This is a genomic window from Pseudoduganella flava, from assembly GCF_007830495.1.
GTDB classification, from domain to species: domain Bacteria; phylum Pseudomonadota; class Gammaproteobacteria; order Burkholderiales; family Burkholderiaceae_D; genus Rugamonas; species Rugamonas flava.
This window is the reverse complement of the sequence record NZ_VLKW01000001.1, coordinates 562,495-580,706: the sequence shown is the minus strand read 5'-3', so window position 1 is coordinate 580,706 and position 18,212 is coordinate 562,495. Positions and strand designations below refer to the sequence as shown.

The 18,212-nt window shown below is 65.5% G+C and carries 19 protein-coding genes; 2 read left to right on the top strand and 17 right to left on the bottom strand.

The genetic code is table 11. The annotated features are described in order from the left end of the window. Window positions 1-4: 4 nt before the first annotated feature. The 8 genes from IP92_RS02485 to IP92_RS02450 all read right to left on the bottom strand — a co-directional run bounded on the left by IP92_RS02485 (window position 5) and on the right by IP92_RS02450 (window position 6,642). Window positions 5-751: an ABC transporter ATP-binding protein gene (locus tag IP92_RS02485; protein WP_145872920.1), complete on the bottom strand. Its 747-nt coding sequence runs from the start codon at window positions 749-751 to the stop codon at window positions 5-7. Then, window positions 741-1,499 (bottom strand): ABC transporter permease, encoded by a 759-nt coding sequence (locus tag IP92_RS02480; RefSeq protein ID WP_145872919.1) that lies wholly within the window; start codon window positions 1,497-1,499, stop codon window positions 741-743. The genes IP92_RS02485 and IP92_RS02480 overlap by 11 nt, the downstream gene beginning before the upstream one ends. A 17-nt stretch (window positions 1,500-1,516) precedes the next feature. Beyond that, window positions 1,517-1,948, bottom strand: a complete 432-nt coding sequence (locus tag IP92_RS02475; protein WP_229418581.1) for a cupredoxin domain-containing protein — start codon at window positions 1,946-1,948, stop codon at window positions 1,517-1,519. Window positions 1,949-1,951: 3 nt separating this feature from the next. Continuing rightward, window positions 1,952-2,434 (bottom strand): SCO family protein, encoded by a 483-nt coding sequence (locus tag IP92_RS02470; protein WP_229418580.1) that lies wholly within the window; start codon window positions 2,432-2,434, stop codon window positions 1,952-1,954. An 83-nt stretch (window positions 2,435-2,517) separates the two neighbouring features. Beyond that, window positions 2,518-3,540, bottom strand: a complete 1,023-nt coding sequence (locus IP92_RS02465) for an ABC transporter substrate-binding protein (RefSeq protein WP_145872917.1) — start codon at window positions 3,538-3,540, stop codon at window positions 2,518-2,520. A gap of 66 nt (window positions 3,541-3,606) precedes the next feature. Continuing rightward, window positions 3,607-4,782 (bottom strand): MFS transporter, encoded by a 1,176-nt coding sequence (locus IP92_RS02460; RefSeq protein WP_145872916.1) that lies wholly within the window; start codon window positions 4,780-4,782, stop codon window positions 3,607-3,609. 111 nt (window positions 4,783-4,893) lie between these two features. Further along, complete coding sequence (locus tag IP92_RS02455) at window positions 4,894-5,424, bottom strand: DNA-binding protein (protein WP_145872915.1); 531 nt, start codon at window positions 5,422-5,424, stop codon at window positions 4,894-4,896. Window positions 5,425-5,433: 9 nt separating this feature from the next. Further along, window positions 5,434-6,642 carry a cation:proton antiporter gene (locus IP92_RS02450; protein WP_145872914.1) on the bottom strand — a complete coding sequence of 403 codons (1,209 nt, stop codon included), beginning with the start codon at window positions 6,640-6,642 and terminating at the stop codon, window positions 5,434-5,436. A gap of 215 nt (window positions 6,643-6,857) precedes the next feature. Between IP92_RS02450 and IP92_RS02445 the strand changes: the two genes are divergently transcribed. Together IP92_RS02445 and IP92_RS30365 are read left to right on the top strand one after the other, a co-directional pair. Further along, window positions 6,858-7,118 (top strand): PAAR domain-containing protein, encoded by a 261-nt coding sequence (locus IP92_RS02445; protein ID WP_307724837.1) that lies wholly within the window; start codon window positions 6,858-6,860, stop codon window positions 7,116-7,118. A gap of 62 nt (window positions 7,119-7,180) precedes the next feature. Beyond that, entirely contained in the window at window positions 7,181-8,080 is a 900-nt protein-coding gene (locus tag IP92_RS30365; RefSeq protein ID WP_229418579.1) for a hypothetical protein, read from the top strand. A gap of 484 nt (window positions 8,081-8,564) precedes the next feature. Here the strand turns inward: IP92_RS30365 and IP92_RS02440 are convergent, their stop codons facing one another. From IP92_RS02440 to IP92_RS02400, 9 genes are all read right to left on the bottom strand, one after another. After that, a complete protein-coding gene (locus IP92_RS02440; protein ID WP_145872913.1) occupies window positions 8,565-9,641 on the bottom strand; it encodes a DUF5694 domain-containing protein in 1,077 nt (358 codons plus the stop codon). A gap of 208 nt (window positions 9,642-9,849) precedes the next feature. Further along, window positions 9,850-11,316, bottom strand: coding sequence for a glucose-6-phosphate dehydrogenase (zwf, locus tag IP92_RS02435; RefSeq protein ID WP_145872912.1), 1,467 nt, complete (start codon window positions 11,314-11,316; stop codon window positions 9,850-9,852). 91 nt (window positions 11,317-11,407) lie between these two features. Further along, window positions 11,408-13,042 carry a glycoside hydrolase family 43 protein gene (locus IP92_RS02430; RefSeq protein WP_145872911.1) on the bottom strand — a complete coding sequence of 545 codons (1,635 nt, stop codon included), beginning with the start codon at window positions 13,040-13,042 and terminating at the stop codon, window positions 11,408-11,410. After that, a complete protein-coding gene (locus tag IP92_RS02425; RefSeq protein ID WP_307724836.1) occupies window positions 13,039-14,265 on the bottom strand; it encodes an MFS transporter in 1,227 nt (408 codons plus the stop codon). Before IP92_RS02425 ends, IP92_RS02430 begins: the two co-directional genes overlap by 4 nt. Window positions 14,266-14,412: 147 nt before the next feature. After that, window positions 14,413-14,892: a VOC family protein gene (locus tag IP92_RS02420; RefSeq protein ID WP_145872909.1), complete on the bottom strand. Its 480-nt coding sequence runs from the start codon at window positions 14,890-14,892 to the stop codon at window positions 14,413-14,415. A 24-nt stretch (window positions 14,893-14,916) separates the two neighbouring features. After that, window positions 14,917-15,345, bottom strand: a complete 429-nt coding sequence (locus tag IP92_RS02415; protein WP_229418578.1) for a VOC family protein — start codon at window positions 15,343-15,345, stop codon at window positions 14,917-14,919. Window positions 15,346-15,748: 403 nt separating this feature from the next. Next, window positions 15,749-16,828 (bottom strand): type VI immunity family protein, encoded by a 1,080-nt coding sequence (locus IP92_RS02410; protein ID WP_145872907.1) that lies wholly within the window; start codon window positions 16,826-16,828, stop codon window positions 15,749-15,751. Between the two features lie 4 nt (window positions 16,829-16,832). Then, entirely contained in the window at window positions 16,833-17,369 is a 537-nt protein-coding gene (locus IP92_RS02405) for a VRR-NUC domain-containing protein (RefSeq protein WP_229418577.1), read from the bottom strand. A 188-nt stretch (window positions 17,370-17,557) separates the two neighbouring features. Continuing rightward, complete coding sequence (locus IP92_RS02400; protein WP_145872906.1) at window positions 17,558-18,133, bottom strand: PAAR domain-containing protein; 576 nt, start codon at window positions 18,131-18,133, stop codon at window positions 17,558-17,560. Window positions 18,134-18,212: the final 79 nt, after the last annotated feature.

The following is an 18,212-nucleotide window of genomic DNA, read 5'->3' as shown; positions in this document are numbered from 1 at the left end:
TCGATCACGCCATCACGCCCAGCTCGGCCAGGATCGCATCCTTCATCGCCTGCAGCGCCGGGTCGGACAGCTTGCGCGGGTGCGGCTGCGCGACCGTGAAGCTGGCCTTGATCGTGGCGGGCCGCGGCGTCAGCACGACGATGCGGTCGGCCAGCGACAGCGCCTCCTCGACGTCGTGCGTGATCAGGATGACGGTATGCCGCTCCTCCTGCAGGATGCGCAGCAGCTCCTGGCGGATGCGCAGGTTCATCAGCGCGTCCAGCGCGGAGAACGGCTCGTCCATGTACAGGATCTCGGGCTTGACCATCAGCGCGCGGGCGATCTCCACGCGCTTGAGCATGCCGCCGGAGAGTTCGCGCGGGTAGGCGTTCTCGAAGCCCTTCAGCCCCACCATCTCGGCATAGTGGTCCGCCAGGCGCGCCTTGTGCGCCCGCTCTCCGTCGTTCAGCCCGAACATCAGGTTTTCCTGCACCGTCAGCCATGGGAACACGGAGCCGTGCTGCGAGATCACGATGCCCTGCGGACCGGGGCGCGTGAGTACCTGCCCGTCGATCCGCACCGCACCGGTGTCCGGCTGCTCGAAGCCCGAGATCATCCGCATCAACGTCGACTTGCCGCAGCCGGACGGGCCGACGATGGCGATGAACTCGCCGTCCTGCACCGCCAGGCTCAAGCCGCCGACGACGGGGAGCGGCATGCCATCCTTGCGGAAGCTCTTCGCGATGGCGTCGATGACGATCTTAGCGGCCATAGCGCCACCTCACCGAATCGAGTCCCTCCAGCCGGCGCATCGCCGCGTCCAGCAGCAGGCCGATGATGCCGATGATGACCATCCCGGCCAGCACCAGGTCGTAGCGATTGCCGGCGTTGCGGGCATCGATGATGAGGTAGCCGAGCCCGGAGTTCCGCACGATCATCTCGGCCGCGACGACGACAAGCCACGCGACACCGAGACCGATGCGCATGCCGACGACGATGTCCGGCAGCGCGGCCGGCACGATCACCTGGTGGAACAGCTTGCGGCGCGACACGCCGAAGTTCATTGCCGCGTGCAGGTAGCGCTGCTCGATCGTGTGCACGCCGTTCGCCGTCTGCACGATCATCGGGAACACGGCGGCCAGGAAGATCAGGAACACGGGCGCCACGTCGCCCACGCCGAACCACAGGATGGCCAGCGGGATCCAGGCGATCGGCGAGATCGGCCGCAGGATCTGGAACAGCGGGTTCAGCGTGCGGTACACCCCTTCCACCCTGCCCATCCACAGGCCGGTCGGCACGGCGACAAGCACCGCCAGCAGGAAGCCCACCGTCACGCGCATCAGCGATGCGCCGATGTGCTGCCACAGCGTGCCGTTCTGCGCCAGCTCCCTGGTCCCGGCCAGCACCTGCGCCGGGCTGGGAAAGATCAGGCTTGCGCTCTGCACGACAGCCACGTGCCAGGTGCCGATCAACAGCGCGATCAGCAGTGCCGGGGGCCAGATGCGATGGAGTTTGTCCACGGGTCTCCTCAAGATGGTTAAGCGGAATGCAGTGCAGCGCTAATCCGCCAGCGCAGCCGCGCAAGGCCGGCCGGGGGCGCGGGCTCGACGATCACCTTCATCGTGCCGCTGCTGTGCGCGGTGCAGTTGAAGTCGTTCTCCGATACCGTTTCGAACGGCAGCCGGAAATCCTGGCCGGGCATGATCAACACGGGCCCGAAGATCTGCGGCACCTTGTCGCTGTTGCGCAGCAGGAGCACGTCGCGCACGCCGAGCGTCAGGCGGATCGTCTGCGGCAGGATGTCGCGCTTTTCGCCGGCCATGCGGCGGGCCCACGTGCCCGGCGGGATTTCAAACAGCGCGTCGCGACTGCCGCCGTCGAGCGGCGCGAACATCGCCCATGCCAGCGCGCCCGCCGCGGCAATTCCAACGATGCCGGCGATGCCGGCGACGAGACGGATGGTGCGCATGCGTCAGCGCTTCAGCAGGATGTCGAGGTCGTGCGCGATGTCCGCGGCCGGCCGGCCGAACGGCATCAGCGCACGCAGCATGCCGCGGCGGTCGATGAAGTACAGGTAGGACGAATGGTCCATGAAGTACTCGCTGTTGCTGCCGGCCACAGGCCGCTTGGTGGCGCTGATGCCGTAAGCGCGCAGCAGGCCGTCGATCTGCGCGCGCGAGCCGCCGATGCCGACGAAACTGCGATCGAACTGCGCCAGGTAGTCGCGCAGGTGCGGCACCGTGTCGCGCTCCGGGTCCACGGTGACGAACACCACCTGCACGTCGTTCGCGGCGGGACCCAGCAGTGCACGGGCCTGCGTAAGCGACGCCAGCGACACGGGGCAGACGCTGGGGCATTGCGTATAGCCGAATTCCAGCACGACGACCTTGCCGCGCAATGCGGACAGCGCGAACGGCTTGCCGGTGGTGGCGGGCAACGTGATCTCGGGCGCCACGCGCGCCGGCGAGAACTCGCCTGATTTCAGCGTCTGCGCCTGCGCCAGCGCGCCGCACTACAGGAGGGAGAGCAGCAGCTTTTTCACAATGGGATCGGCACGGGTTGGATGTTCCTGTAAAAGCTCTCGTCGACGTAGCGCTCGTAGGCGATGGGCCGCTTCAACGTGCCTGCCTCGATCGACAGCTGCATCAGTTCGTCGAACTCGGCGCGGATCATGCGCAGATCCCCATAAGTCACGCGGTCCGCCGGGTTATCCATGACGAACTTGATGATCTTCGGGTCCTGCCCGAAATACGTGCGGCTGGCGGCGATGTGCGCCGCCTTGTCGCGGTTCGTGGGCCCGCTGTCGAGCCAGTGCCCGGCCGACTGGATGTGGTCGACCAGCTCCTGCACCAGCGGGCGGTCGGCGCGGATCAGGTCTTCGCGCACCGTCAGCACGCAGCAGATGTAGTTGCGCCATTCGTCGCGCGTCATCGCCAACGGGCGCGCATAGCCGGCGCGCTGCGCGGCCGCGCCGAACGGCTCGCCGGTGCAGTAGGCATCCACCGCCTTCGCGTACAGCGCGGCGGGCATGTCCGGCGGCGCCATCTCGATCAGCGTGATGTCCTTCGGGCTCATGCCGGCGCGCGCCAGCATCTTGCGCAGGAACAGGAAGTCGACGGCGAAGCGGCTGGGGATCGCGATGCTCTTGCCGCGCAGGTCGCGAAAGCTGCGGTATGGCGCATCGGTGCGCACCATGATCACGGCACCGGAGCGGTGGCCCAGCGACACGATCTTCAACGGGATACGGCTGTCCACCAGGTCCATCACGAGCGGCGCGAGCATGTAGGCCGCCTGGATGCGGCCCGTCATCAGCGACTCCTTCACTTCCGGCCAACCGCTGAATTTCGCATAGCCGAACGGCGATGGGCCGCGGCCAAGGCGCGCCTGGCAGGCGATCGGCAGCGTGAGGTTGCAGGTGACGGGCAGGCCGCCGACGATCAGTTTTTCGTTCGCGGCGCGAGCACGCGGCATGGCCAGCGCCGCCGGCGACGCCAATGCCGCGGCCAGCAGCTGGCGGCGGCGTACGTCGACCTCGGGGTGGGTGAAATCACTGGGCGGCATGACGGTGTCGGGACAGGGAAAACGTTTCCAATTGTACACGGCCGCTGCGGCTTGCCAACCCTGTAGCTAGGCCTTGTGCCCGAATGCGAACACGCCGCGCGCGCTCGCAGCGATGGCCAGCACGCCGACCAGGCTGAGGGCCAGCGCCGTGCGCAGGTCGAAGTGGTTGGCGATGAAGCCGACGATCACCGGGCCGACCAGCAAGCCCACGTACGCGAGGCGCGTCGTGACGGCCAGGCCTGTAGACGGCGACACGCCGTTCGCCAGCGCGATGCGCCCCGCCGACGAGAACATCACGGGGATGATGTTGGCGACACCCAGCCCGCAGACCAGGAAGCCCGCCAGCGCGGTGGGCACGGCGGGCAGCGCCAGCGCCAGCCCCAGGCCCGCGAGGCATAGCGCGCAGCTGCCGAGCACCAGCGCCCCTTCCGAGAAGCGCGCCCGTACCGGATCGCCGGTGAAGCGCCCCGTCGCCATGCCGATCGAGAAGGCCGCGTAGCCCGCGCTGACGAAGCCGCCCGTGGCCAGCGCCACGTCGCGCATGTAAACGGCGGTCCAGTCGTACATCGCGCCCTCGACGATCAGCGCTGCGAAGGCCAGCACGCCCAGCACGACGAGCTTGCGGCGCACCGCCGGCATCAGCGGCTGCTGGCCACGCGGCGTGCCGTCCTCGTTGCGGTGTGCCGCCGGTTCCGGCAGTAGCCAGCGCGCGGTCGACAACGACAGCGTCGCGCACAGCGTGCACACGGCGGCGAGATGCCAGTGGTTTGGCCATTGCATCGCCTGCCAGCCGCTGGCGACCAGCGCGCCGAACATGCCGCCCAGGCTGAAGCTGCCGTGCAGCGAGCCGATCACGGGCCGGTCGAACGTGGCCTCGATGACGGCCGCCTGCGAGTTGGCCGCCACGTCGTTGACGGCCGACGTGGCACCATACAGCGCCAGCCAGGACAGCAGCAGCGCATATTGCGGCACAAGCAGGATGCCGAACGCGGCCAGCGCCATCAGCACGCCGCTGACGACGGACGCGCGGGCGCTGCCGACGCGGGCGATCCAGCGCCCGGCCCACGCCATGATCAGGATGCCGCCCAGCGCCACCGCCAGCATCGACAGCGACAGCTTCGCATCCGACAGGTCGAACTTGTCCTTGATCGTCGGGACGTGCGTGCCCCACGAGGCGTAGATGACGCCATTGCAGAACAGGACCGACATGGCGGCGAGGCGGGCTTTGGCGAGGCCCGTCATGCGGGCCTCCGGGCGGTGGAGCGGTGTCGAAGCACGGGCGCTGCTCGGGAAGATGATCGGCTGCGCAGTGTAATCGATCGCGGCCGAACCGTGCGCTCCCCTTCCCCATCTTCATGCGAGCCCCGCCAGCAGGTCCGAACGGGCGCCGGCAAGGACGATCGTGAAGGCCGACGTATCGCGCCGTCCGCAGCGCGAGTCGGACAGCAGGCCGCCGAAGTCGCCGAAGCCTTTGACACCGCGCTCGCCGCGGCGCGGCGGCCTGTCCGGCTGCGTGCCGGCATGCGGCGCCTGGCCTTCCAGCTCGGCGACGCGGGCCCGCAGCGCGGCCAGCTCCGCGTCCCTGGCGTGCAACACGCGTGCGTGCTCTTCCTGCAGCGCACGCACGCGCCGTTCGGCGTCCGCATGCAGCTGGTCCGCGAGCCGCTCGACGATCGCGTGCAGCTGGCGCACGGTGTCGTCGCGCTGCACGGCGATGGCCGGGTCCTCGGCGGCCAGCTCCTTCAGGTACTTGTGGATCGTCGACATCGAACCCGTGTCGCCCAGCGCGCGGCGCACCGCGTCCGCGGACGGGTGCCGCCCCGCGGCAAGCAGTTGCGCGCGGATCTCCCGCACCTGCGTCTTCGTCAGCCCGGTACGTGCCATGGCGACTCCTTACGAACTGGCCTGGCCGACGAGTGCGCGGTGCTGCGCGCGATTGAGCTTCGGGTGCACGATGGGGATCGTCAGCATCGTGCTGCCCACGGCCATCAGCAGCAGCGCCGTGAAGGTCTCGTTGGTGATGATGCCCTTGTCGAGCAGGATGTTGGCGAAGATGATTTCGATCAGGCCTTTCGATTGGAGCAGCCAGCCGATGATCGTCGCTTCGCCAGGCTTCCAGCCCAGCACCTTGCCGGCGATGTGGGCACCGGCCAGCTTGCCGCCGACGGAGGCGAACAGCAGCAGGCCGCCGACGAAGAACACGGAGTAGCCGCCCAGGTCCCACTTGGTGCGCAGGCCGGTGCTGAGGAAGAACACGGGCATCAGCACCAGCAGCACGTTCTTGAACAGGCCATCGAGCTGCTCCTGCCCGAACCACTCGGCATCCATCACGACGCCGGCCAGGAACGCGCCGACCATGAAGTGCAGCCCGGCCCAGTCGGCCGCGAACGCGCACGCGATCAGCCAGATCATCGCGACGAACCACCGGTCGCCGCGCGGCAGGCGTGCCATCAGGCGGCGGAACGCGAACGTCAAGACGGCAAAGCCCAGCAGGAAGCCGAGCTGGCGGCCGACGCGTTCCCAGTCCAGCATGATCAAGGCCAGCACGCCCCAGATCGCGACGTCGTCGAGGCTCGCGTAACGCAGGATGCGCTGGCCCATCGGCTGGCGCAGGATGTCCAGTTTTTCCAGCAGCAGCACGAGTACCGGCAGCGCCGTCACGGCGCAGGCCATGCCGGTACCGAGCAGGAACTGCCATGTCTGCGCCTTCGGTCCCATCCAGCCTGGATAGGCGACGAGCACCAGTGCGGCGCCGCAGCCGAACAGCAGCGGCATGCCGAGCGACAGGCCGGCCGTCGTCGCGCTCTCGCGGCGGTACTGCCACACCTTCTTCTGATCGAGCTCGATCCCCGCCAGCATCACGAACAGCATCACGCCCCATTGGGCGATGCCGTTCAACGTCTTTACCACGTCGGGATTGAACACGAACTTGTGGTACTCGGGCAGCGCCGCACCCAGCACGCCGGGCCCGAGCACGATGCCCATGATGATCTGCACGATGACGAGCGGCGCGACGTAGTCCGTGTTGAAGCAGCGCCAGACGAGATAGGGAGCGACGAAGATCAGCAGCATCGCCAGCAGGAAGATTTCAGTGGTGCTCATGGGTCTCCTCGGTTTTGTTTTTTATGTAATTACGTAAGGATCGTAACCGGGAGTGGCGTTGGATGAAAGCGTTTTCAGCGGCGGGTGTGGTACCGTTTCCACACCCATCGCGTCACACCGCTGCATGCGGCGCTCCTCGAATGAGATGACGCGTTCATTGCCGCACATCAAGTACCAGATTGCGAGCCCCCGCCATAGTCGCCTCTGGTCCAATCATGGGAGGCAACTTGCGACGTCATCACATTACTCTTGGCGCCATGACGACTGTTGGCGGGAAGGTCGTTTCGGCATCGAGCTCGATGAGCATTGGTGGGCGGAGCATGGCCCTGGAGGGCGACCAGGTCCTTTGCCCTGCTTGCCGCTCGACAGGGCGGATCGTTTGTACGGAGCCGCGTGTGCCAGAGATCTGGAACGGAAGAAAGTGGCGCTGGAGGACGATCTGTGCGTCTGCGCTTGTCCCAAGCCACCGAAATTAAGGCCAAACCAGCACGAGCGGTATCAGGACTTTGGCGCGGGAGGGCCTTCATCGAAAGGCACTTTGGACAGCGCTGCGGTGGCGCCGGACAACGCCGAGCTCTCATCTTTCGATGAACAGGTCGCGTTCGTCCTGGAGCAGCATACTCCTATCGCACACACGCTATACCGCCTCACGCTCGCGGATGGCACCACGACCGAGGGCACGACGGACGCATATGGCAGCACGGTGCGAATCGTGACGAAGAAACCGTTACGCATCGTGAGGGCCGACTTGATCGTACCCGCGTCTCACAACGCTTGCTGTGGAAGTGCGGCAGGCAGTGAGCAGTACGTCGCGATGAGCTTCCAGTTGACGGTGACGGCGACGAACAGCCACAACGTCGGCGGTCCGGTGGCAAAAGTCAGCGTCGGCCCGACCGCCAGGCCACTGACCGCGGGCGAAATACACATGGCGCGGCAGCTGTTCAGGGAGTCGATCGATTATGCGAAGGTGCGCGTGCACAACCGGGGATTCTTCTGGTTGAACCTGCAGAGCAGAAATACGGCGGTGACGCCAAACGGAGAGATCTATTTCAATGAAGAGGATTTTAGCGAGGACTTCTCAAAAGGGCTGCCGGAGAAAATGCACTGGTTCATGCATGAGATGGTCCACGTCTGGCAACACCAGCTGGGATATCCCGTCATGCTGCGCGGAGCGTTCAGGGCAGGCCTGAACTATGAATACACACTGCGGCCAGGCACTTCGCTCAGCGATTACGACATGGAAGCGCAGGGAAATATCCTTGCCGATTACTTTGTGCTTCGGATACTGAACAAGCCCGACGCGATGGTCAGGAGACAGTACCGCTACAGTTTGAAGTTATATGACGAGGTGCTCCGTGATTTCTTTCTCGATCGTTCTGACATCAAGAATCTTCCTGGCGGCACTCCAGGCCCTCGTCGCGGCGACCATGACAACTGACGCCCATGCCACGTCTCGGATGGGGCGAATCGAAACCCGGTTCGCCGGGAATACAGTGTGTTTCGCCATCACAGCGGACGAGGAGCGGGCAAACGGCGCCCCAGCAGTACACAGCCTGCACGTGTACAAGTTCGCGCCCGACCAGGCACCGCAGGAGATATGGGGATTTAGCTTTCCCGACGACAGAACGATCCGCGTCGACTCCCGGAGTTGCCTTGCGTACGGCGCCGCCCCGGCCGGCGCGACCACTGCCCCGGCACCGCAACTTCAACCCGGCCAGATCTACGGGGTGGGCATGGGAGGGAGCACTGGCCGCCCCGACGACTCGACGCAGGGATACCTAGGCCAATTTTGCCTCGCTCCCACCTCCGCTGGCGGCGTCGAGGTGAAGAAGGTCTTGCGCCAGCATGGCGAGACACGCTGCGCTCCGTGAGCCGCATATTGACCGTATGCCTGGCGCGGTCGCCGCACAGATCGACATACCCTAGCGCAGCACCTGGTCCGTCGGCACGATGCGCACGTCGTGCATCTGGTTCAGGTAGGCCTCGAGATACCACTTGTGGCTCGCGCCGACGATGACGAGCGTGCGCAAGCCGGGCTGCATGCCGATCGCTTCGCGGATGTTCGCGGCCATGCGCAGGTTACGGGTTTCCCAGTACGTGACGTAGCCGCGGCCGAACTGTTGCGGCGACGGTTCCTCCAGCGCGGCGCCGAAGTCGCTGTCGTAGAGGAGCCGTGCGCGCGCCGGATCGTTCAGGCTCCGGTACATCGCCATCACGCCTGCCGCATCGCCGAGCCGCGCGTGAAGCTGTTCATCCATCGCCCGGAGCTTCGCCGTGGCTGGATTGTTCCAGGCCTTGCCGATCGCGGCGCCGGCAGCCTGCGGGTCCGCATCCGGCGCGTCGGCCGTGTGGTCGTCCATCGCGTACACGCGCTCGAGCCCCAGTGCGGCGGCCAGCGGCGCGGCGATCAGCGCATCCTCGCCCTTTCCCCCGGCGCGCTTTTCAAGTGCGGCGACGAGCCCGGCATCGAGGCCGTCCCCCTCCTTGCGCTCCGCGGGTTCCAGGCGCAGCCACTGCACGAGGGCCGAGTCGGGCTCGCCGCCGGCAAGGAAGACGGCGGCAAGGTGGCGCCGCTGCGCCGCTGTCGGCTGCTCCGGCCAGTGCGCCAGCAGGCGGTCGATTTCGGCCGTCGCCGCCGGCACGTCGAGGCCCGTCGTTGCGCGTGCCGGCGCCGGGTCCCATTTGCAGTACGCCCGTACCGTGTCCTCGTAGCGCTGGGGGTATTGCCGCAAGGTGGCGCACTGCTGGCCCGACAGGTGCTCGATCGCGATGATGCGGGGGTTCCACGCGCGCAGACGTTCGTGCAGCACGCGCAAGCTGTCTGGCTGAAAAGCCGGCGGCAGGTGCGCGAGGTGCGCCGTACCGAGCACCATCACCTCGTTCGGCGTACGCCCGGCCGGGCCCTTCAGCGTGCCGGGGTCGAAAGCCGGCGCGGCTTGCGCGGCGCCGGCGCCGGAGAACAGCGTGGCAAGGAAAAGAGCGAAGACTCGTGGCGGCATTCCTGGATCCTTTCGTGATCGTTGAGGGCGTGACGGTTTCCGTCGACGCTACTCTAGATGGATCGCTGCCGGGGAACCGGCATGCTGCGACAGAATGCGTTTTCGACGGAGCAGAATGCACGGCTGCCGGCAAGCCCGGCCCTCGCTCCCGCACGAGCAATGCAATGACGTCGCCCGGAGCCGATGCGCCGGCCCCGGGCCGCTCCGCCTACTCGAACCAGCTGTAGCCGTCGCGCGCCAGCAGCGCAAACGACTCCGGCGGCCCCCAGGTACCGGCGGCATAGGGCCGGGGCGGCTCGCCCAGCGCGCCCCAGCCGTCGATGATCGGCTCGACCCATTCCCAGGCCGCTTCCAGTTCGTCCCGCCGCATGAAGTGCGTCAGGCGGCCCCGCACGACGTCGATCAGCAGGCGCTCGTAGGCTTCGGCGCGGCGCTGCGAGAACGCCGACTGCAGGTCCAGGTTCAGCGCCACCTGTTGCATGTGCATGCCGCTGCCGGGCTCCTTGGCCATCACCTGCAGCTTGATCGCCTCCTCCGGCTGCAGCTCGATCACCAGCCGGTTCGCGACGCCGCCGGGCGATTGTTCGGGGAACAGCGAGAACGGCGGGTTCGCGAACTCCACGACGATCTTCGACGAGCGCCGCCCCATCCGCTTGCCGGTGCGCAGGTAGAACGGCACCTTGGACCAGCGCCACGTGTCGACATAGGTGCGCAGCGCCACGAACGTCTCGGTGCCGCTGCCCGCCGGTACATTCGGCTCTTCCGGATAGCCCGGCACCTCCTGGTTGCCGGCCACACCCCGGCGATACTGGCCGCGCACGGTGTCGCGTGCGATCGTGCCAAGGTTGAAGCGGCGCAGCGCGCGCAACACCTTCAGTTTCTCGTCCCGCACCGCATCCGGCGCGAGCGACGAGGGCGGCTCCATCGCGACGATGCACAGCAGCTGCAGCAGGTGGTTCTGCACCATGTCGCGCATCGCGCCCGTGCTGTCGTAGAAGCCGGCGCGGCTGCCGACGCCCACCTCCTCCGCCACCGTGATCTGGACGCTGGAAATGTTCGGCGCGCGCCACAGCGGTTCGAGGATCGAGTTACCGAAGCGGAGCACCATCAGGTTCTGCACGGTTTCCTTGCCCAGGTAGTGGTCGATGCGGTAGATCTGCGATTCGGCGAAGTGCCGGCCGACGGCCTCGTTGATCTCCACCGCCGACGCGAGGTCGCGCCCCAGCGGCTTTTCCAGCACCACGCGGGCTTGGCGATCGACGAGGCCGGCCGCGGCGAGCTTGTCGCAGATCGTCGTGAACAACGCCGGCGCCGTCGCGAGATAGAACACGCGCTCGGCGCCGCCGCGGGACGCCTGCGCCAGCGCCGCCAGGTCATCCTGCTGCACGTCGAGGCGGACGTAGTCGATCAGCCGCAGGAAGCTCTGCCACGCATCGTCGGCGAAGTTCTCCGCGCTGATGAATGCGCGCGACTTCTCTTCGACGAACGCCAGGTAGCCCTCGCGGCCGAGCTCCTGGCGGCCGGTGGAGATGATGCGGGTACCGTGCGGCAGGTTGCCATGCAGGTGAGCCATGTACAGCGCGGGCAGCAGCTTGCGTGCCGCCAGGTCGCCCATGCCGCCGAAGATGATCATGTCGAGCGGCAGGCCGGGGTCGGGTTGTGCGGATGAAGTCATAGCGTTGAGCGTGAGTGGATGTACCGGGGAGCATACAATGCTATCGCATCCCTTGCTCGGCCGCGCTGTTCAGCGGCGGGAGACGATCCCGTTACGCGGTGGGATCGGCGCAATACGCCCGCTCGCGGTACTCGAAATAATCGAAGTCCGCATGCAGGGCGCTGCCCGACATGTCCTGGCACGCCACCCCGACGAAGGCGCCCGTGAAGTTCGGCTGCCCCGGCGCATTGGCCTCGTCGGACAGGATGCTGGCATCGAACTGCTGCGGCAACCACTGCCACTGCCCGCCTTCCAGCCGGTAGCCGAAGTACAACCGCTCCTCGTCCACTTCGACGCGCAGCTCTACCCTTCCATTTGCGGGCAGCGGGACCGGCGCCGTGAACGCATCCGTCTGCACGTGGTTCGGCAGGCTGCTCATCACGCGCAGGTGCCGGCCGATCGCTTCGTCGTGCGTGATGTACAGGTAGTGGAACTTGGCGCCGTTGTAGTAGCACACCAGGCCCGCCTGCTGCTGGTAATGCTCGGGTTCGAAATCGACGACGGTGGCCGCGCTGTACCAGTGCGACTGCTGGCGGCGCGCGACCAGCGCCTGGCGAAACTGGCTGCCGATGCTCTCGCGGCCGTACAGGCGCAGGTGGCCGGGCCGCGCCGTGAGGCTGAACAGCTCTTCGGGCATCGGCGTGCGCAGCCACTGGAAGGCGATCGGCAGCTGCGGCGTATCGAAATCCTCGCGCGCCGGCTCGGCCTCGAAGCGGTGCTCCGGCAGGCCGGGCGCCACGGCCTGCAGCTCCGGCGTGCGTTTGCCGTCACGGGTGCGCAGCCAGCCGTCAGCACCCCACTCCATCGGCTGGATCGCCGTCTCGCGACCCAGCGTGCAGGTGCCGCGGTTGCGCAGCGGCCGGCCGCACAGGTACACCATATACGTTCCGCCGTCCTGCGTTTCCACCAGGTCGGCATGGCCGGCGCGCTGCAACTGCGCATCGGGACGATTGCGCGCCGTTAGGATCGTCTGGTCCGGGTGCAGTTCATATGGCCCGTGCAGGTTCTGCGAGCGCGCCATCGTGACGCCATGGTTCCAGCCGGTGCCGCCCTCCGCCGTCAGCAGGTAGTACCAGCCATTACGCTTGTACAGGTGCGGTGCTTCGGTGAGCGCATGCGGCGTGCCCTGGAAGATGTTCTCGCGCCGGCCGACGAGCCGCCGCTCCGCCACCGAATACTCCTGCAGCACGATGCCGGCGAAGCGGTTGCCGCCCGGCCGGTGGTCCCACAACTGGTTCAGCAGGTACTTGCGGCCGTCGTCGTCATGGAACAGCGACGGGTCGAAGCCGCTGCTGTTCAGGTAGACGGGATCGGACCACGGCCCTTCGATCGTGGGGCTGGTGACGAGGTAGTTGTGGAAGTCGCGCAGAGAAGCGCTGCCGGTGGCGCCGCCCGTGGAAGTGCGGCCGTAGCGCTTCACGTCCGTGTAGATCAGCCAGAACAGGCCGTCCGCATAGGTCAGGCACGGCGCCCACACGCCGCAAGAATCGGGCGCGCCCAGCATGTTCAACTGGCTGGCGCGCGTCAACGGGCGGGCCAGCAGGCGCCAGTTCACGAGATCGCGCGAATGGTGAATCTGCACGCCCGGGTACCACTCGAAGGTGGAGGTGGCGATGTAATAGTCGTCGCCAACGCGGACGATGGACGGATCGGGATTGAAGCCGCGCAGGATGGGGTTCTGGATCATGCTTGCTTGTCGGGTTGAGGTTCGCGAACGAGGGACCACAGCAGCGCGGCGGCGACGAGGTCGAGCACCGCCAGGCTGACGAAGAACGGTGTGTAGCCGACGCTGGCCATCAGCCCGCCGATCAGCAGCGAGAAGAGCAGCAGGCCGAAGTTCCCGAACGTGCCGCACATGCCGGCGACGGTGGCCACTTCGTTACGCTTGAACAGGTCGGACGACATCGTGATGACGGTGACGGACAGCGTCTGGTGCGCGAAGCCGCAAAGGCTCAGCAACGCGATGGCGGCGTACGGGCTGTCGACATAACCGACGAACGCCACGCCCATCATCATCGTTGCGCCCAGCGTGAAGGCACCGCGGCGCGCATTGATCAGGCGAACGCCTCGCTTCTGCAGCCACAGGACCACCATCGGGCCGAACAGGCAACCCAGGTCCGCCGCCAGGAACGGCAGCCACGCGAACATCGCGATCTGCTTCAGGTCGAAGTGGCGGACCGTCGTCAGGTACAGGGGCACCCAGAACGACAGCGTGCCCCAGGCGGGATCGGCGAGAAAGCGCGGCAGCGCGATGCCCCAGAAGTTGCGCATCCTGAGGATGCTCATGATCGACGGCCGCGTGCCGTCCCCTTGTAGGTGCTGCTCCTGGCCTGCCGCGATGTGCTGCGCTTCCTCGGGCGTGAGGCTGCGGTGCTTCTTCGGCGCGTCGTACAGCAGGAGCCAGGCACACACCCACACGAGGCCCAGCGCGCCGGTAATGACGAACGCCGATTGCCAGTTGTAGTGCAGGATGGCCCACACGACGAGCGGCGGCGCCAGCATCGACCCGAACGACGCGCCGATGTTGTAGATGCCGCCCGCCATGCCGCGCTCCTTCGCGGGGAACCACTCGGAGACAGCCTTCATGCCGGCGGGGTTGGCCGAGCCTTCCGCAAGGCCCAGCATACCGCGCAGCACGGCCAGCATCTGCCAGTTCGTCGCAAAGCCATGCAGCATGCAGATGACGGACCAGGCGCTCGCGAACAGCGCGAAGCCGAGCTTCAGTCCGATCACGTCGAGCACGTAGCCGCACAGCGGCTGCAGCATGATCGCGCCCTGGAAGGCGGCCGTGATGTACGAGTATTCCTGGGTGGTGATGTGCAGGTCCTGCAGGATCGTGGGCGCCGCGACGGCCAGCGTGCTGCGGGTCAGGTAGTTGATGACCGCGCCGAGCATGACCAGGGCGATCATATACCAGCGGAGATGCTTGATCTGCTTCAGGGCCATGGTTGCGCAATCAAATAAAATGGTTGCGCAACGATATCACACTATCAAAGAGATATGGTTGCGCAATCTTTTGATTGTGACCAGCCGGCCCTGCTGCTGGCCAAGGGCGCGTCAGCCGCGCCAGGCCTTCTCGATCGTCGCGATGTCGATCTTCTTCATGTCCATCATCGCATCGAACGCGCGCTTGGCCGCGACGCGGTCCGGATCGGTGAACGCGTCGATCAGGATGCGCGGCGTGATCTGCCACGACAGGCCCCACTTGTCCTTGCACCAGCCGCACGCGCTTTCCTGCCCGCCGTTGTCGACGATCGCGTTCCACAGGCGATCGGTTTCTTCCTGGTTGTCGGTGGCGACCTGGAACGAGAAGGCTTCGGTGTGCGAGAACGCCGGCCCGCCATTCAGGCCGATGCAGGGAATGCCCATCACGGTGAACTCGACGGTGAGCACGTCGCCCAGCTTGCCGTCGGGGTAGTCGCCGGGGGCGCGGTGGACCGCGGTGACTGCGCTGTCCGGGAAGGTCTTTGCGTAGAAGTTGGCTGCTTCTTCGGCGGTGCCGTTGTACCACAAACAAACGGTGTTCTTGCTTTGCATGTTCGTTCTCCGGTGGTGGTTACGTCAGGGGGTTGCGCGTTTGGGCTCCCACAGCTCGACTTTGTTCCCCTCGGGGTCGAGGATCCAGGCGAACTTGCCGTTAGGGTCGTCGTCGCTGCGCTTCAAGGGCATCACGCCACGCGTGGCGAGACGTGCGAGCAGTGCCTCCATGTCGTCGACGGCGAAGTTGATCATGAAGGTGTTGGTGGACGGTGCGAAGTACGTCGTGCTGGCCGGGAAGGCTTGCCACGTCAGCTTCGGCGGATGATCCGGCGCGTCATAGCGCAGCAGCGCGCCGCTCCATGGCTGAAGCGGCAGGCCGAGCGTGTCGCGGTACCACTTTGCCAGTGCCTTGGGGTCTTGTGCCTTGAAGAAGATGCCGCCGATGCCGGTGACGTGGCCGGTGGGTTCAGCGGCGGCGGCCGTTATGCTGGCGGACAGCAGGATGGTCAAGCATATCGGTATCGCACATCTCGCACGCAGGTTCATCTGGGCTCCGTGGTAGCGGTGGCGTCGGCGCTAGGGGCGTCGACGGGTGGATGACAGGATGAACCCGGACGCGGTGGGGGTCAAGCAGCTTGATGCTCAGCTGTTCCGGTTATCGGGCGGGCGAAGCAGAGCCGCGGGGAAGGCGGGTTGGCGTGAGCGGTGCCGTTGAGTAGTGTCGCACCGGAGAGTGGCGTAGAGACGTCGAGGTGGTGCCACAACGCGCGCCTTCGACGCATAGCGCCATTGGGCGACGTGCACGCCGAGCGTCCTGGCCATCCGATGGCGATCACGTGGCCTAGCGAGGCATGAGCTGCCGCCACGCCGGCACTCTCGTGCTTCAGCACTCGTGCGGCAAGCCGCTGCTGGCTCAAAGCCGCGCCGGTAACGTCGAGGTTTCAGATAGCTTCGGCTCATCCAGCAGCTTCCGCTTATATGCAATTATCTCGCCCTCCTCCACGTCGAAACGCTTCAGCCACTGGTCCGCAGTCAAGCCGACAATCCTTGGTTCACCATACTTTGATCCAGTGTGCAGGGCCACCTTAGGCGCACGAAAAGGTCTGAGCAACGCGTTTGGCAGTACCAGACGTGCAGGACGGGGATCGACATCGACGGGCGCGGCTTCCGGCTTCGGTCCTGACTGGATCACAATTCCGCTTTTATAGTCGTACAGCGCGAACCAGTCCAGCGGCAGCTCCGAACGAATCGCCGGGAGCCCACCGATTTCTTCGACGATCTCCTGGCTTATCGCGGTGAGCCAAGATACCGTCTTGATGCCTTCATGCGCGTGCTTACACGCGAGCGACGTGTCGCCGACGTCGAGGCCGTTCAGCTTAGCGCTCATGAAGGCTTCGAAAGGCTGATTCTCATCCACGCGCACGGCCGACAGCACCAGGCCGTGTCCACCATGGCCATGTATCGCCCGCAAGCGGGTGGCGAAGGAAACGAACAGGGACTGAAAAACGGTCGGGTTGTCTTCGACCTGAAGCAGCGGCATGGCGAACCGCAACGCGCTGAGGCCCCAGTCACCCATGTCGGCCTGCCAGCCACGCAAACCAAAAACACTGAACTCCCACTCGCCGGCATCGTGAGGCTGAGTCCCGCTAACGTAGGTGAACCCGGTGAAGTCATTTTCACGCAGTTGCTTCATCATTTCGCGTAGCGACGGAGCCTGTGTGTACGCGTATTTATCTGGGCCCACGGGTGGCTCATCGCGCCACAGCCATGTCAGGCGGTCTCCGGCTAGTGCAGCGTACAAGTCGAAGCAGTTGCAGATGGCCTCACGCACCTCCGGCAAATGGGCGCCCTTAAAGAACAGCGTTCCAGTGATCGCAGGAACGCAGCCGACGTAATCCTGCGGCCCTTTCTTCGACATCAGGGCGCCGGGAACACGCATTTGCTCGGGATGCTCGCGCATCAACTGGACAGGGTCATAGGGGAGTTCGCTCATGGCCTCAGAATCCCATTACCGGCCGCGGTGGCGGCCGTCTTGTTAGCAGAAAATAGAGCAGCGCTCCCGCAGCAGCGGCTGCCGGCCCGAGCTGCTCTGCCGGCACTTTATTGGATTCCGATTCCGGCTGCGAGCAGTTGCAATCGTCAGGCCCCATGACCTCGACTTTACTTTCGTCGTCAGCGATCCGGGCATAAGCGAACGTCTGCTCGCGATTCGGTTTATCCGGCGGGAATTTTATCTCGACAATTTTCTTGATGTTGTCCTGCGTTGGCGGCTGTGCAGGGTCTTTGACGATCACAACGTCAGGCCGACGGATGAAGCCTTCGCCGGGCTGAAAGGGCGGCCTGCGGCGGCCACCTTCGGGCGGCGTCTCCCAGTACTTCCTGATCCAGCCCGGCAGCCAATCGTGTCCCTTCGTGCCGACGCTGCTATCCATGATCGGCGCCGGTGGCCGCTGCGTCATGTCGTAGTTGACTTCCGGTTTGTAGATGCTTCGGTGCGCCAAGGCCTCGTCAAGCGCCTTAAGTCTGCCGGACACGCACGACTGCTTGAGAGAGCGCCCATCCTTTCCGATACCGGGTGTGTCCTTGCACTTGCAAATGGCAGAACACAGTACTTTCTGGTCCTCCGGTTCCAGGCCGGGCCGATGGATCCTGACCGTTGTCGTCGTTCCCTCTGGAGACATTCCTCCACTTCCCAAGGGAGGAAGGGATGAACCGGGGCCGGTCATTTATCCTCCTCGTCGTTGAGATCAAAAGCCAAAGTCTCCCGTGCTTCGCGCTCGACCCACTGCGTAAAACCGTCAGAATCGGTAGTGGTGCTGATGACCTGCCCGCTTGTGGTACGTAAGCGCGCTGCCTGTCCTGAAATGGGCTCGCCAGTGCTAGCGTCAAGCAGCTGAAACCGACCTCGGAAGCGCTGCCCGGCACTGTCCAATGGCTCGTCCTCGTACGCGCCTGCGATTCCCGCGCCAATGAAACCGAACTTCTCGCTCAGGCGACTATCTGCGTCGCTGCCTGAGGCTGAGCCAGCGCTTTTCGCCTGATTCGTGAACGTAGAGAGCTGGCCAGAAATCAGGGAAGCGCCACACGCGACCTTACAGCCGTGGTACGCCACGGGCAGGCCATCATCCGTCAAGGTTGAGTCTCCTTCGGCAATGGGAAAGATGCCTTTGCACCGCGGGCACGCGACCTTGTCGCCTACTCGAGCCCAGCCTTTTCCATGAGTGTCGGACATGGATGAGCATGTGATGACGGTGCCTCCATGACTGGTCTTGTCTCCCATAACGATCACTGGTTGCATCGCACGGACTCCTTTAGCGGGCGGTATCGACGAAGCAAAGTGACCATTCTAACAAGAATTTAAGAGCAACTGGACCTCT